At 60.5% G+C, this 13257-nt stretch carries 10 protein-coding genes; 2 read left to right on the plus strand and 8 right to left on the minus strand.

Features of this window, described 5'->3' with window-relative positions; all coding sequences use genetic code 11:
• Positions 1 to 1547 precede the first annotated feature (1547 nt).
• From C8K61_RS18995 to C8K61_RS19030, 8 genes are all read right to left on the minus strand, one after another.
• Positions 1548 to 2486: an ornithine cyclodeaminase family protein gene (locus tag C8K61_RS18995; protein WP_108097856.1), complete on the minus strand. Its 939-nt coding sequence runs from the start codon at positions 2484 to 2486 to the stop codon at positions 1548 to 1550.
• A 163-nt stretch (positions 2487 to 2649) separates the two neighbouring features.
• Positions 2650 to 3366, minus strand: a complete 717-nt coding sequence (locus tag C8K61_RS19000) for an ABC transporter ATP-binding protein (protein WP_108097857.1) — start codon at positions 3364 to 3366, stop codon at positions 2650 to 2652.
• On the minus strand, positions 3363 to 4202 hold the full coding sequence (locus C8K61_RS19005) for an ATP-binding cassette domain-containing protein (RefSeq protein WP_178086479.1): 840 nt from the start codon (positions 4200 to 4202) through the stop codon (positions 3363 to 3365). The genes C8K61_RS19000 and C8K61_RS19005 overlap by 4 nt, the downstream gene beginning before the upstream one ends.
• 32 nt (positions 4203 to 4234) lie before the next feature.
• Positions 4235 to 5512: a high-affinity branched-chain amino acid ABC transporter permease LivM gene (gene livM / locus C8K61_RS19010; protein WP_108097859.1), complete on the minus strand. Its 1278-nt coding sequence runs from the start codon at positions 5510 to 5512 to the stop codon at positions 4235 to 4237.
• A 3-nt stretch (positions 5513 to 5515) separates the two neighbouring features.
• Complete coding sequence (locus C8K61_RS19015) at positions 5516 to 6430, minus strand: branched-chain amino acid ABC transporter permease LivH (RefSeq protein ID WP_108097860.1); 915 nt, start codon at positions 6428 to 6430, stop codon at positions 5516 to 5518.
• 181 nt (positions 6431 to 6611) lie between these two features.
• Positions 6612 to 7736 (minus strand): branched-chain amino acid ABC transporter substrate-binding protein, encoded by a 1125-nt coding sequence (locus tag C8K61_RS19020; RefSeq protein ID WP_108097861.1) that lies wholly within the window; start codon positions 7734 to 7736, stop codon positions 6612 to 6614.
• Between the two features lie 420 nt (positions 7737 to 8156).
• Complete coding sequence (locus C8K61_RS19025) at positions 8157 to 9440, minus strand: FAD-binding oxidoreductase (RefSeq protein ID WP_108097862.1); 1284 nt, start codon at positions 9438 to 9440, stop codon at positions 8157 to 8159.
• A 175-nt stretch (positions 9441 to 9615) separates the two neighbouring features.
• Positions 9616 to 11106, minus strand: a complete 1491-nt coding sequence (locus tag C8K61_RS19030) for an aldehyde dehydrogenase family protein (protein WP_108097863.1) — start codon at positions 11104 to 11106, stop codon at positions 9616 to 9618.
• 138 nt (positions 11107 to 11244) lie between these two features.
• Between C8K61_RS19030 and C8K61_RS19035 the strand changes: the two genes are divergently transcribed.
• Both C8K61_RS19035 and C8K61_RS19040 read left to right on the plus strand, forming a co-directional pair.
• The gene (locus tag C8K61_RS19035; RefSeq protein ID WP_108097864.1) at positions 11245 to 12132 is read left to right on the plus strand and encodes a LysR substrate-binding domain-containing protein; all 888 of its coding nucleotides are present in this window, start codon (positions 11245 to 11247) and stop codon (positions 12130 to 12132) included.
• 105 nt (positions 12133 to 12237) lie between these two features.
• Positions 12238 to 13257, plus strand: a complete 1020-nt coding sequence (locus tag C8K61_RS19040; protein WP_108097865.1) for a 2-oxoadipate dioxygenase/decarboxylase family protein — start codon at positions 12238 to 12240, stop codon at positions 13255 to 13257.

A 13257-nucleotide genomic window follows, 5' to 3' on the forward strand; every position in this document is an offset into this window, starting at 1 on the left:
ACGCGCTAAGCCGCTGAAAACGCTGGAATATCGATTGACGCCGGCTGTGCATAAGTGCCCTGCCGGGCGTTTCCAGCTAATTGATCAATTGCTGTACGAATTGCACCAGGCCGCGCCACGCGCGGCTCCTGGCTAGTACTCCCAGCGTTATCCACAACTCTGCCCACAGAGTTTGGGGGCAAGTGTGCAGACCACCTCTCACCCAAGTCTGGACCTTGCGATCTCCGAACCTGGATCCCCGCCTGCGCCGGGACGGCGGAAGGTGCAAAAACCTCGGTCGTCCCAGCGCAGGCTGGGACCCAGAATCTTGCAAAACTACGACTCTGCTCTTGCGCCGCCCTACCCTGTCAGAAAGTTCACGGCAACCATCCCCAGCTTACTCCCACCTTATCCACAGATTGATCCACAAGGCCTTTTGGATAACTTGCCAATCGGTCAGGAAAACTGCCGCTAACCCACTGAAAAACCTTGAATATGGGTTGACGCAGGCTGTGCATAAGTGCCGCCAGGCACATTTACTCCCAGCTGATCAATTCCTATACAATTCTCTCTAGACCTAGTGCTGCGGGGCTCAAACGCAGTACTCCCACCGTTATCCACAACTCTGCCCACAGACTTTGGGGTTAAGTGCGCAAAACTACCTGGGAAGCCCCGTTTAAAGTGAATAACTCACTGTTTTAACGCGACAAAGCCGGCGTGGTTAAAAAACACCCTATTTGCGCCAGGCCCCGTGAATGGGGGCTCCTTGCGACCTTTGCCCACCTTATCCACAGAACGCCCCACAGCTTTTGGGGACAGTTGTGCGCCGCTGCAGTCAAAAACTGTGGATAGGCGCCCGAAAAGCCTTGCTTTTGCAGCCTGTTTTGCACTGATATGCACAGGCAGGAGAAAACCACTGGATATATCCACAGCTGCGCATTTTTCATCACGGGCTACTGCACATATGCGCTGAAAGCCAGGTAAATCGCTGTTTTGTGGGCAAAAAAATGATTGGTTAAAAAACCTACAGATTTCCCCAGGCCGCGAAATTACGGGCTCGAACAGACCTTTCCCCATTTTGCCCACAGAACTATCCACAGGTTTTGGGGACAGTTTTTCCACAGCCTGGCGCAGCAGGCAAATCGGCGGCTGTTACACAAGGTTTTTCTGCATAAATCCACAGGGAAAATTGTTTCCTGGGGAAAACCCAGCGCGCAGTGGAAAACCCTTGTGCAGCGGCCGGGGTTATGCCGCCGGAGAGGCTTTCAGGGGATTGGTCGTTTACTGCGCAATACGCTGAATGCCGCGTGGTTACAGGGACCGAGCAATTGCTCCCACGCTTATCCACAACACTACCCACAGTTGTTGGGGGCAACTTGTGGGTTTTCCCGCGCGTGCCACAACGCAAGCCGCCACACCGCTCCAAGCCGTTGTTTTAACGTGGAAATCAACGCTAAAACGGCCCCTGTACAAAAAACCTACAGAATGGCGCAGGGCCCATGAATGGCGGCTCCTTCCTACCTGTGCCCACCTTATCCACAGATTGCCCCACAGCTTTTGGGGACAGTTCAACTGGCCGGGCTTTGCGCCAGCAAGGCGCGTGCGGCGATCAGGTCTTCGAGGGCGAAACCCACCGATTTGAACAGGGTGATTTCCTGCTCATCGGCGCGTTGGCCGCGCCCATTGAGCAAATCCTTGAGTTCGGTGGCGATGGCCTGGCTGTTGATAACCCCATCGGCGATGGCGAACAGCAAGTCGCCCGCCTCGTGCAGCGCACCTTCACGGGTATCGACCACGATGCGCGCGCGCCCAACGGCAGCGGAGTCGGTTTCACGCATGCTGGGCAGGAAGGCGCCGACCAAATCCAGATGCGTGCCGGGTTGCAACCAGGCGCCCAGTACCAGCGGCTCACGGGAGGTGGTAATGCAGGTGATGCTGTCGGCCTGGGCGACGCTGCCTTGCAGATCGCCGCTGGCACTCACCGGATAGCCTTCGGCCTGTAACTGCGCCACCAGTGGCGCGAGTTTGGCCGGGCTGCGGCCCCAGATCTCGATAGTGCGGTACGGCCGCACACAGCAATGGGCGCGGACCATGTGCGCAGCCAGGGTGCCGCTGCCGACAATCAGCAGCCGCTCGGCGTCGTGGCGCACCAGATAGTCGGCAGCTAGCGCCGAGGTGCAGGCGGTACGCCGCGCGGTCATCTCCGACGCTTCAAGCATGGCCAACGGCTGGCCGGTGGCGTCGTCGAACAGGGTGAACACCGCCGCCACAGAGGGCAGCTGGCGTGCACTGTTATGGGGGAACACGGTGACAAGTTTGACCCCGATGCCCTGCCCCTCCTGCCACACCGGCATGTGCAGCAGGCTGGCGTCGTCAGGCAGGTCGTGGCAGCCGCGCACGGGCGACTCACAGGCAACGGCCAGGCCGGTGCGCAGGGCTTCGATCAGGGGGGCGTAATCCAAAGCGCGAACGACGTCGGCGTTGGTGAAAAAGCGCAGGTGGTGCATTCGGTGTGCTCCTGCTGCCCTCGCATGGGCGCTAAGAGCTCGCGGCTGAAGCCGCTCCTACGGATCGCACAAACGTGTAGGAGCGGCGTTAGCCGCGATGAACGCGACGCTGCAGCGGGACAGTATCGAAATTCAACAGACGCGCCCCCGAAAGGGCGCGTGATCAGTGCCCGCCCAGATAGGCGTTACGCACTTCCTCGTTACCCAACAGTTCCTGGCCAGTGCCGGTCATGCGGATTTCGCCGTTGACCATCACATAACCACGGTCCGACAAGCGCAGCGCGTGGTTGGCGTTCTGCTCCACCAGGAAGATGGTCATGCCCGTCTTCGCCAGTTCCTTGAGGGTGGCGAAGATGTGTTTAACCACAATCGGCGCCAGGCCCAGACTCGGCTCATCCAGCAGCAGCAACTTAGGCCGACTCATCAACGCACGGGCGATGGCGAGCATTTGCTGCTCGCCGCCGGACATGGTCATGGCCCGCTGATTACGCCGCTCGAGCAAACGCGGGAACAGCTCGAACATGCGCTGCATGTCTTCGTCCGCGTGCTTGGCGCCGATCGGGATGGTGCCCATCAACAGGTTCTCTTCCACGCTCATGTCGGGGAACACCCGGCGGCCTTCCGGCGACTGGGCGATACCGTTGGAGGCGACGAAGTGCGAGCTCTTGTTGGTGATGTCGATGCCGTTGTAAACGATGCTGCCGCCACCGGCACGCGGCTGGCCGAAGATCGACATCAGCAGCGTGGATTTACCCGCGCCGTTGGCGCCGATCAGGCTCACCGTTTCACCTTCGTTGATGTGCAGGTTGACCTTTTTCAGCGCCTGGATCGGCCCGTAGAACACGTCTACGTCTTTGAATTCGAGGATCGGCTTGCTCATGCCACTTCCTCTTCGTCTGCGCCCAGGTAGGCAGCGATCACTTTCGGGTTGTTGCGGATTTCTTCCGGGTTGCCTTCGGCAATCAGCGCGCCGTGATCGAGCACGATGATGTGATCGGAAATGCTCATAACCATGCCCATGTCGTGTTCGATCAGTAGAACGGTGATTTGGTGTTCTTCGCGCAGGCGCCGAATGATGCCGCTGAGGGCTTCGGTTTCCGCCGGGTTGAGGCCGGCAGCCGGTTCGTCGAGGCAGACGATTTCCGGGCGCGTGCACATGGCGCGGGCAATCTCCAGACGGCGCTGCTGGCCGTAGGAGAGCTCACCGGCCAGGCGGTTGGCGCAGTCCACCAGGTCGACCACTTCCAGCCAGTAGAAGGCGGTATCCAAAGCCTTCTCTTCGGCACGGCGGTAGCCGGGGGTGTTGAGCACACCGGCGATCATGCTGCGGTTGACCCACATGTGTTGGGCCACCAGCAGGTTTTCCACCACGGACATTTCCTTGAACAGGCGAATGTTCTGGAAGGTCCGCGCCAGGCCGGCGCGGTTGACCAGGTGGGTACCGCCGAACATTTTGTAGAACAGCCGGTTGAAGAACTTGGGCGGCGAGACGAAGTCGGTGACTTCGAACGGTTCGCCCATGATCTTGCCGACGCTGGTGAGCTTGGCCTGGGCGTCCAGGGTGATGTCGCCATCGGTGGCTTTGTAGAAGCCAGTGAGGCAGTTGAACACCGTGGTCTTGCCGGCACCGTTGGGACCGATCAGCGCCGAAATCGAACCGCGCTGAATATTGAAGCTCACATCGTTCAGGGCCTTGATGCCACCGAACTGCATCATCAGATGCTCGACCGAGAGAATGACGTCGTTGCTCACGGCTTCACTCCTTTACGAATCGCGTAACCGTTACGGCTGATACGCACCAGGCCGCGCGGCCGCCAGATCATCATCAGCACCATGAGGATGCCGAACATCAATACCCGGTACTCGGCGAAGCTGCGCAGCAGCTCTGGCGCCACAGTGAGTACGAAGGCGGCAATCACCACGCCCACGGTCGAACCGAGGCCGCCGAGCACGATGATCGCGAGGATCAGCGCTGACTCGAAGAAGGTGAACGAAGACGGGTCGATAAAACCCTGTTTGGTGGCGAAGAACACCCCGGCCAGGCCTGCGGTGGAAGCCCCGATCATAAACGCCGAGAGTTTCACCAGCACGTGGTTGAGACCCATGGCGCGGCAGGCAATTTCATCTTCGCGCAGCGCTTCCCAGGCACGCCCGACCGGCATGTGGGTGAGGCGGTGTTTCACGTAGAGCACGGCCATCACCACGATGAACAACACCACGAAGGTGAAGATCAGTTCAGCGTTGGGGTTGTAGCTCACGCCCAGCCATTCGTGGACAGGCACACCGCCCTCTTTGGCACGCTTGCCGAACTCCAAGCCGAATAAGGTGGGGCCGGGAATTGGAATGCCGTTCGGGCCATTGGTCAGCGATACCCAGTTGTTGAGGACCAGGCGAATGATTTCACCGAAACCCAAGGTCACGATGGCCAAGTAGTCGCCGTGCATCCTCAGAACCGGGAAGCCCAGTAACGCCCCCGCAAACGCCGCCAGCAGCATCGACAAGGGAATCATCGCCCAGAAGCCCAGGCCCAGGTATTCGTAACCCAGCCCGAGGCCATAAGCGCCGATGGCGTAAAAGCCGACGAAACCCAGGTCGAGCAGCCCGGCCAACCCGACCACGATGTTCAGGCCCAGGCCCAGTAACACGTAGATCAGACCGAGAATGACCACCGACAACAGGTATTTGTTGGCGAAGAACGGGAAGCAGATCGCCAGCAGAATCAACACCGGAATCACAAAGCGCAGCGCCGACTTGTGGCCGGCCGGCAACACGTGCACGCCGCTGTCTTTGCTTTGCATGGAGTGGGCGAGTTTCTGCCCTTGGGCGGTTTGCAGGAACAGGCTGAGGCAGAAACGCCCAACCATCACGATGCCGACCAGAATGGCCAGGCGTTGCGGGTGCAGGTCGAAGCTATAGCCCTGCAGCACGATGCCGACGATGGGGCCGAACACGATCAGGGAAATGAGGCCAGCGAGAACGGTGTCGATCAGGCAGCGCTTGATATCAATAGAGTTGCTTGCCGACATGGCTTACACCTTCGCCACATGGGGTTTACCCATGAGCCCTTGCGGTCGAAAAATCAGGATCATTACCAGCAGCGAAAACGAGAACACGTCCTTGAAGTCCGAGTTCACCAAGCCAGCAAACTGCGCCTCGGCCACGCCGAGAATCAAACCACCGAGCATCGCCCCGGGCAGCGAACCGATACCGCCGAGTACCGCTGCGGTGAAGGCTTTGATGCCGATGATGAAGCCGGCGTAGAAGTCGAAGGTGCCGTAGTTCATGGTGATCAGCATGCCGGCCAGGGCCGCCATGCAGGCACCGATGACAAACACGTAGGAGATCACCCGGTCGGTGTTGATGCCGAGAATCGACGCCATCTTGCGGTCTTGCTGAGTGGCGCGGCACATGCGGCCGAGCTTGGTGTTCTGGATGATGTAGGTGAGTACACCCATGCCCACCAGCGAGACGATGATGATGAACAGCTTGGTGTAGGTCAGCTGCACGTAGCCGGTGCCGACGTGAAACTTGATCACCCCTTCCAATAGGGTGGGTACGCCTTGCTGACGCGCGCCTTGGGAAACCTGCACATAGTTCTGCAGGATCAGCGACATGCCGATGGCGGAAATCAGCGGAGCCAGCCGCGTGGAGTTACGCAGTGGCTTGTAGGCGATACGTTCGATGGTCCAGCCGTACACGCCCGTCACCACAATGGTGAAGATCAGCGTGCCGAGGATCAGGAACGGAAAGGATTCGAGACCGAAGAAGGTCAGTACCGCGAGGCCGATGGCCGTCAGGTAGGCAGAGACCATATACACATCGCCGTGGGCGAAGTTGATCATGCCGATAATGCCGTAAACCATGGTGTAACCGATGGCAATCAGCCCGTAGACCGATCCCAGGGTCAACCCGTTGATCAGTTGTTGCAGGAAAATACCGTCCATTGACGCAGTCTCGTCTGTTGGGGTCAGTGCCTTGGGGTTCGGCCTGCCGCCTCTAGTGATAGACGGGTACTGCTGCACAGATGAAGCCACTACGACCGCACCTGCAAAACACACCAGCAGTGCCCAGAAGCACTAACCGCCCAAACGCGGGTAGCGTTTGGGCGGTTAGCCGAGCTAGTTCTTACTGCTGGTGGTATTTGCCTTTGTCATCCCACTCGTACATCACGTAGTCGGAGACTTTCAGGTCGCCTTTCTTGTCCCACTCTTTGGTGCCCATAACGGTTTTCACCGGGTTGGACTTCAGCCAGGCGCTGGCCTTGGCGCCGTCGGTGCCTTTGATGCCAGTGAAAGCGGCGGCAACGGATTGCACGGCTGCGTAGGAGTACAGGGTGTAGCCTTCAGGCTCGTAACCGCTGGCGCGGAATTTCTCGATGACTGGTTTGCCGTCAGCGATGTTGCGCGGGTCGGCGCCGAAGGTCATCAGCACGCCTTTGGTGTATTGCGCGCCACCGGCGGTGGTCACCAGTTCGTCGGTCACGATGCCGTCACCGGAGATGAACAGCGCGGTCGAACCTTGTTCGCGCAGCTGACGGACCAGCGGACCGGCTTCAGCGTGCAGGCCACCGAAGTAGACCACTTCAGCACCCGAGGAACGGATTTTGGTGACCAGGGCGTTGAAGTCTTTCTCGCCACGGGTCAGACCTTCGTACAGCACTTCTTTCACGCCGCGCTTGGTCAGTTGGGCTTTGGTGGCGTCTGCCAGGCCTTGGCCGTAGGTGTCTTTGTCGTGAATGATCGCGACTTTGGTCAGTTTCAACTTGTCGACGATGTAGTCGCCGGCCACCACGCCTTGCTGGTCGTCACGACCGCAGATACGGAACTCGCCAGACAGGCCGCGCTCGGTAACAGTCGGGTTGGTGGAGGCTGGAGTGATGGAGATGATGCCTGCTTCGTCGTAAACCTCGGAAGCAGGGATGGTCGACGAGGAACAGAAGTGGCCGATAACGGCGACTGCTTTGTCCGAGTCCACCAGACGGTTGGCTACGGCTACGGCCTGTTTCGGCTCGCAGGCGTCGTCGCCTTTAACCAGTTTGATTTGCTCACCGTTGATACCGCCAGCGGCGTTGATATCGGCCGCGGCCTGCTCGGCGCCCTTCCACAGCTGCTCACCAAAGGCAGCATTACCACCGGTCATTGGACCGGCTACGCCGATAACGACATCGGCAAAGGCTACGGAAGTCAGGCTCATAGCACTGGCAACCGCGAACGCCAGAATACCTTTCTTAAAAGTTTTCTTGTGAGGCATGGAGTTTTGCTCCTGAGGGGTTATGTGAAGGCGCAGATGGTTGAGCAAGCGGCGTGCCACACATTTTTGATCTGACGAAAAAAACCAGAATGGTTTTACCGACGGCATCGAAAGGCCCTACTTCAACAGGGTGCAACCCAGCAAATTCACAAGGTGCAACCCGACAGAAAATTAAAGAGCAACCTAACGATCAGGCAAGAGCAACCGAGCACCCCAATCGGGGCAACTCGTCGTAACTGTACTTGTCACCGAAGTGCACACCGCTGGTGCGCAAAGTGCGCGCACACGCACCAATACAGGCTAGTGCAGGGTTACAGGAATGCGCGAAGGGGGTCGCATTTAAGAAGGAAAAGAGCCCATAGCTGTACTGGTCGGGTGCTGGGAGAAACCAAAACCCACATAGAGCTAGAACGTCCGGCGCTAGATAACCACCCGCAAACACTGCCCCGCGTGATAAAGCGAAAACCCCAACTCATACAATCCGCTGCGCAGCCCTGGCGCGCTGATGCCGTCCATGGGCTGGAAGGGCATTGGCAATACATCGCGTGACCCGCTGAGCAGGTAGTTGGCAAACGCGCGCCCCACCGCAGTGCCAGTGGTGACGCCGCGGCCGTTGTAACCGGTAACAGCCACCAGCCCCGGCGCCGGCTCGAACAGACGCATCAGGTGGTCGGGGGTGAAAGCGATGGTGCCGGTCCAGGTGCTTTGCCATTCCACTTTGCCCAATTGCGGAAAGTAGAACTGCTGAATGCGGTCGGCCCAGGCACGCACCGCCCACAAGGGCTTGTTCGCCGCGCTGCCCAGGCTGCCGAGCAACAGACGGCCATCGGCATCACGACGGATGCTGCTGAGCACCTGACGGGTATCCCAGGAGCCCTCACCGCCCGGCAAAATCGCCTCGGCCGCCGCTCCACTCAAGGGCACCGAGGCGACCTGGTAATAACTGCCGGGGAAAAAATTGCGCCGCAGCTCAGTCCATTCGCCTTCGGTGTAGGCATTGGATGCGAGCACCACTTTCTCGGCCGTGACCACCCCCTGGGGCGTCGCCACCAACCAATCGGCACCCTGGCGCTCCAGCCGGCTGACCGGTGAATGGTGATAGAGCAAACCGCCGAGCCCCACCACCGCCTTGGCCAAGCCACTGACATAGGCCATGGGATTGAGGGTGCCGGCGCGGCGATCGAGCAAGGCGGCGTCGATGCGTTTGGTGCCGGTAGCCGCATGGCAAGCCGCGCCGGTGATCATCTCCACCGGCGCGCCGCGGCGCACCCATTGGGCGCAGCGGCTTTGCAAGTCGGCGGTACCGCTGCCGTTGTGCGCCATGTGCAAGGTGCCGTGGCGCTTGGCCTGGCAGTCGATTTCGTAGCGGTCGATGAGGGAAAACACCAACGACGGTGCGTTACCCATCTCCGCCACCAACTTGCTACCGACTTCCTGACCGAGCCCTGCTTCAACATCATCCGGGGCAATCCACATGCCGGCATTCACCAGCCCGACATTGCGCCCGGAGCCACCGTGGCCGGTTTCATGGGCCTCGACAATCGCCACGCGCTTGCCCTGCTCAAGCAGGTGCAGCGCGGTGGATAACCCGGTGAAGCCGGCGCCGATGACGCAGACATCAACCTTCAGATCGCCCGTTAACGCGCCCGCCTTGGGGCGTTCTGGCGTCAACTCTTCCCACAAACACGACTGCTTCAACGGCATAACCAGACTCCAACGAAAGGAAACCCAACCAACAACGCCGCATGCTTCTTTGAAACCGTAGCGAGCGCAGGTCAGGCAAGGCAAGGCAAACACAGATGAAAAAAGCGGAGTTGGCTGTAGCCAATGAGCATTTTTGAAGCTGTGTTTAACGTCGCCTGCCCGAGCGCAGTAGGTTTCAGTCGAAGGTGATGCCTTGGGCGAGCGGCAACTCGCGCGAGTAGTTGACCGTGTTGGTTTGCCGACGCATATACGCACGCCACGCATCCGAACCCGACTCACGCCCACCGCCCGTTTCCTTCTCGCCGCCAAACGCGCCGCCGATCTCCGCGCCGCTCGGGCCGATGTTGACGTTGGCAATGCCGCAGTCGCTGCCAACTGCCGACATGAACATTTCCGCCTCGCGCACATCGGTGGTGAAGATGCACGACGACAGGCCCTGAGGTACGTCGTTGTTGAGCTTGAGCGCGTCGGCGAACTCGCTGTAGCTGAGCACATAAAGGATAGGCGCAAAGGTTTCGTGGCGAACCACGGCACTCTGCTCCGGCATCTCGACGATGGCCGGGGCGACGTAATAGGCGTTGGGGAATTGGTCTTGCAGCTGACGCGTGCCACCAAAGACGCTGCCGCCTTCCTGTTCGGCCTGACGCAACGCCGCCTGCATGCCATCAAAACCCTGTTTATCGATCAGCGGACCGACCAGGTTGCCTTCCAGCGGGTGGCCGATGCGCACTTTGGCGTAAGCGGTTTTCAGCCGACTGACGATTTCGTCTTTCACCGACTCATGGGCGATCAAGCGGCGCAGGGTGGTGCAGCGTTGGCCGGCGGTGCCGATGGCGCTGAACAGAATGCCGCGCACGGCCAGATCGAGGTCGGCGCTTGGCGCGAGGATCATCGCGTTGTTACCGCCGAGTTCCAGAATCGAGCGAGCGAAACGGGCGGCCACCACCGGCGCCACTTCACGGCCCATGCGCGTGCTGCCGGTGGCGCTCACCAGAGCTACGCGGCTGTCCTGCACCAGCGCTTCGCCAGCTTCGCGGGCGCCGATAATCACCTGGCTCAAGTTGGCCGGCGCATCGCTGAATTGCTTGGCCACGCCCTCGAACAGCGCCTGGCAGGCGAGTGCCGTGAGCGGAGTTTTCTCCGACGGCTTCCACACCACCGAGTTGCCGCAGACCAGCGCCAGGGTGGTGTTCCACGCCCATACCGCGACCGGGAAGTTGAAGGCGCTGATCACGCCGACCACGCCCAGCGGGTGCCAGGTTTCCCGCATGTGGTGGCCTGGGCGCTCGGAAGCGATGGTCAGACCGTAGAGCTGGCGCGACAGGCCGACGGCGAAGTCGCAGATGTCGATCATTTCCTGCACTTCGCCCAGACCTTCCTGGGTGATCTTGCCGGCTTCCCAGGACACCAGCTCACCGAGCTCGGCCTTGTTGGCGCGCAGGGCTTCACCGAACAGGCGGATCAGCTCGCCGCGGCGTGGCGCCGGCACTTGGCGCCAGGCCTGGAACGCGGTTTCGGCCTGGCCGATCTGCGCCTGCACGGAAGCTGCGTCTTGCAACTGCACCGAGCCAATCTGACCGCCGTCGATAGGGGAAAACACGGCGTGCGCGCCCTGTTGATAACGCGATGGGGCAACGCCCAGTTTGTTCAGCAATGCAGCAACCATGTCATGGCACCTTTTTCGATAGCGGGTGAATTCGATGGCAGCAGTAATAGCTGGCTGGCGCGCCCCCAACAAACGACCTTTACTCCACACATCATTCCGTTTAGTAATGCCAAACCCTCACCCCGCGTCCGGACTGCCATGCTCAAGCGCCATATGCCCTCGCTCACCGCCCTGCAATGCTTCGAAGCAGTGGCCCGCCACCTGAGTTTTACCCGCGCATCCGAAGAGCTGGCGCTGACCCAGAGCGCGGTGAGCAAGCAGGTGGCGCAGCTCGAAGAGGTGGTCCAACACCTGCTGTTTCGCCGCGTGCGGCGCAGCCTGCAACTGACTCCGGCCGGCTCGTTGTACCTGGCCGAGGTGCGCAAAATTCTGACCCAGGTGGAGATGTCCACCCACTACCTGCGCTCCTATGGCGGTGAAACCGAAGTGCTGCGCGTGGCTACCTTGCCCACCTTCGGCGCGCGCTGGCTGGTGCCGCGGCTGAAGGGCTGGCGCTTGCGCCACCCGAATATCCACCTGGATGTGTTCAACGAAGTGGAGCCCGACGAGTTGGCCCAGGGCCGCAGCGACGTGTCGTTCTACTTCGGCCAGAGCGCCCGCCCCGGCGCCGAGTGCGTGCGCCTGTTCGGCGAGGAGATGGTGCCGGTCTGCGCGCCGAGCGTACTTCCGGCCGAGCCCTTCACCGACCCCACCCAGCTCACCGACCTGGTCCTGCTGCAAAACGCCACCCGCCCGGAGGCCTGGCATGAGTGGTTCTACAGCCAGGAGCGGCACACCGAGCACAGCTATCACGGGCCGCGTTTCGACAGTTTTTATATGTGTATCCGCGCCGCCCAGGTGGGTTGCGGGGTGGCGCTGCTGCCGCGTTTTCTGGTGGAAGAAGAGCTGGCCGAAGGCAAGCTGGTGATCCCTTGGCAACACAGCCTGACCAGCAATAGCGCCTATTACCTGGCCTACGCTGAACATGCCGCCGAGGTGCCGAAGGTGCGCGACTTCGTGCGCTGGATTCACGACCAGCTGGAATAGCGGCGGTACAGGAATTTATGGAATGAACCTGGCAGTTTTTTTCGCTTGTTCCGCGCGCCGCCGGAAGGTTTGATAGCGGCTCGCACTCAGTCCAGAGTTTTCGTCATGTCCCGCGATCCGCAGTTGTTCCAGCTCGTTACCGCCGCCATCGGTGAATCCGCCGCCGAGTGGGTGTTTGCCCATGTCGCGATCCCCCAGGGGCTGAGCCAGTTTGCCAACAGCGAACAACAACTGCACCGCGCCTGGCTGGCCGAAGCGCTTAACCTGTGCCTGTTTCACAAGCTGGTGGAAGCGGTGCCAAACGGCCGCCTGTATGTAGAAGAACAGTTGCTGGACGGCCGCCAGGTGGTGTTCGACCACGGCGCCATCCGCACCGTCGACTGGCCGGAAAACGGCGAACTGCCTCGCGGTCGCCACGCCTTCACTCGTCTGCTGGAGCCGCTGGGCTTTACCGATGTGCGCACCTACCCACTGACCAAACTGAAAATGACCGGCTATGCCTACCGGCAAATGGACCTGCCAGCGGACATCGCCCAGTTCTTCGTTTCCGAGCTACACCCGGGGCGTTTCAGCGAAGGCTTTCAGCAAGCGGTCACCCGCGTTTGCGCCACCAGCCGTGATCCGTTGAGCGCCGCGCACCTGGCCACCTTGCGCACGCTGCGGCAAACCCGCCATTGCAGCCTGGCCGCCGCGCTGGAGCTGATGCCGGCGCTTTACCAGGCCTTCGACTGCCAACACACGTCCGCCCAGGAAAGTGACTACCAGGCCCTACTCAGCGAAAGCGCGGAAATGGCTTGGATCGCCACCGAAGGTAACCGCTTCAACCACCTCACCGACCGCGTGGCCGACCTGCAAGCCGTGGTCGACCACCAGAGCACCCTGCTGCGGCCAATGAAAGACAGCATCGAAATCTCCAGTTCACGCCGGGTGATGCAAACCGCCTACAAAGCCGTGCAAGTGCAGCGCGACTTTATCGACGCCCAGGGGCAGACCGTGCAACGCAGCGTGCCGGGGTCGTTTGTGGAGTTTATTCAGCGGGAAGTGGATGAAGAGACCGGAGAGTTGGACCTGCATTTCGACAGCAGCAATGCCCAAGGCATCTTCAAGATGACCGACTCCAGATAA

It is taken from the genome of Pseudomonas sp. GV071, from assembly GCF_003050835.1.
Classification (GTDB): domain Bacteria; phylum Pseudomonadota; class Gammaproteobacteria; order Pseudomonadales; family Pseudomonadaceae; genus Aquipseudomonas.

Bases quoted from the DNA above. Each gene is read 5' to 3' on its own strand.
- C8K61_RS19030 (WP_108097863.1), bottom strand. From the start codon at position 11,106: ATGGTTGCTGCATTGCTGAACAAACTGGGCGTTGCCCCATCGCGTTAT.
- C8K61_RS19025 (WP_108097862.1), bottom strand. From the start codon at position 9,440: ATGCCGTTGAAGCAGTCGTGTTTGTGGGAAGAGTTGACGCCAGAACGC.
- C8K61_RS19040 (WP_108097865.1), top strand. From the start codon at position 12,238: ATGTCCCGCGATCCGCAGTTGTTCCAGCTCGTTACCGCCGCCATCGGT.
- C8K61_RS19000 (WP_108097857.1), bottom strand. From the start codon at position 3,366: ATGAGCAAGCCGATCCTCGAATTCAAAGACGTAGACGTGTTCTACGGG.
- livM (WP_108097859.1), bottom strand. From the start codon at position 5,512: ATGTCGGCAAGCAACTCTATTGATATCAAGCGCTGCCTGATCGACACC.
- C8K61_RS18995 (WP_108097856.1), bottom strand. From the start codon at position 2,486: ATGCACCACCTGCGCTTTTTCACCAACGCCGACGTCGTTCGCGCTTTG.
- C8K61_RS19020 (WP_108097861.1), bottom strand. From the start codon at position 7,736: ATGCCTCACAAGAAAACTTTTAAGAAAGGTATTCTGGCGTTCGCGGTT.
- C8K61_RS19035 (WP_108097864.1), top strand. From the start codon at position 11,245: ATGCTCAAGCGCCATATGCCCTCGCTCACCGCCCTGCAATGCTTCGAA.
- C8K61_RS19015 (WP_108097860.1), bottom strand. From the start codon at position 6,430: ATGGACGGTATTTTCCTGCAACAACTGATCAACGGGTTGACCCTGGGA.
- C8K61_RS19005 (WP_178086479.1), bottom strand. From the start codon at position 4,202: ATGATGCAGTTCGGTGGCATCAAGGCCCTGAACGATGTGAGCTTCAAT.